The sequence below is a fragment of the Sphaerotilus natans genome, from assembly GCF_900156335.1.
Lineage (GTDB): Bacteria > Pseudomonadota > Gammaproteobacteria > Burkholderiales > Burkholderiaceae_C > Sphaerotilus > Sphaerotilus natans.
Genome location: NZ_FTMZ01000001.1, coordinates 366,804 through 367,867 on the forward strand (window position 1 = coordinate 366,804; position 1,064 = coordinate 367,867).

The 1,064-nt window shown below is 78.5% G+C and carries 2 protein-coding genes; both read left to right on the forward strand.

Going from position 1 to position 1,064, the window contains the following annotated elements:
* Nucleotides 1-407: hypothetical protein (locus BW996_RS21580; protein WP_175619081.1), on the forward strand; the 407-nt coding region annotated here is incomplete at its 5' end.
* 50 nt (nt 408-457) lie between these two features.
* Nucleotides 458-1,064, forward strand: a 607-nt coding sequence (locus BW996_RS21875) for a hypothetical protein (RefSeq protein ID WP_217694715.1), incomplete at its 3' end; no start/stop codon positions are given.

Genomic DNA, 1,064 nt, shown 5'->3' on the forward strand with positions numbered 1-1,064 from the left:
TGCTGGTGCTGCTGGCGGTGCTGGCGGTGCTGGTGCCGCTGGCGGTGCTGGTGCCGCTGGCGGTGCTGGTGCTGCTGGCGGTGCTGCTGGTGCTGGTGCTGCTGGTGTCATCGTGTCGCGCTCTGCTGGTGCCTCAGTGCCATCTGGCGGAGTTCCATCCCTGCCAGATCTGCTGTCGAAGCCGTCTGCAGGGGTTGCTCCTGCACGTACTGCCGACGGCCGTTTCGCGCCTTCATCCCAGTCCAGCGACTCAGGAGGCCGCGCGCCCGGTTCAGAGCCGCGTCCGAGTGCGTTTGACAGGTCCGACCTTGGGGACAGAATCGTCCAGGCCATCGGTGCGGCCAGGCGCGAGACCACATCAGTGGTCGGAGACATGGCTCAGGGCGATCCTGTCGTGCAGGCCCTGAAGGAGGTCGGCGGGCCTATCGCGCGTGTTCTTGGGGCCGGTGCTCGGTTGGTGGCGCCGATCACTGCTGGAGTTCGTCGCTGGATTTCCTCTGACGGCAACACCCCTCAACCAGCCACGCCGGCCGCGCCTGCCGCGCCTGCCGCGCTGGCCACGCCGGCCGCGCCGGCCTCGCTGGCCACGCCCGCCACGCCCGCCACGCCCGCCGCGCCGACCGCGCCGACCGCGCCGGCCACGCTGGCCACGCTGGCCACGCCTGCCGCGCCGGCCGCGCCGGCCACGCTGGCCACGCTGGCCACGCCCGCCGTGCCGGCCGCGCCGGCCGCGCCTGCCGCGCTGGCCACGCCCGCCGCGCCGGCCACGCCGGCCACGCCGGCCGCGCTGGCCACGCCGGCCGCGCCGGCCACGCTGGCCACGCCCGCCGCGCCGGCCGCGCCGGCCGCGCCGGCCACGCCGGCCTCGCCGGCCACGCTGGCCTCGCCGGCCACGCTGGCCTCGCCGGCCACGCTGGCCACGCCCGCCGCGCCGGCCGCGCCGGCCGCGCTGGCCACGCCGGCCTCGCCGGCCACGCTGGCCACGCCTGCCGTGCCGGCCGCGCCGGCCGCGCCTGCCGCGCTGGCCACGCCCGCCGCGCCGGCCGCGCCGGCCGCGCCGGCCG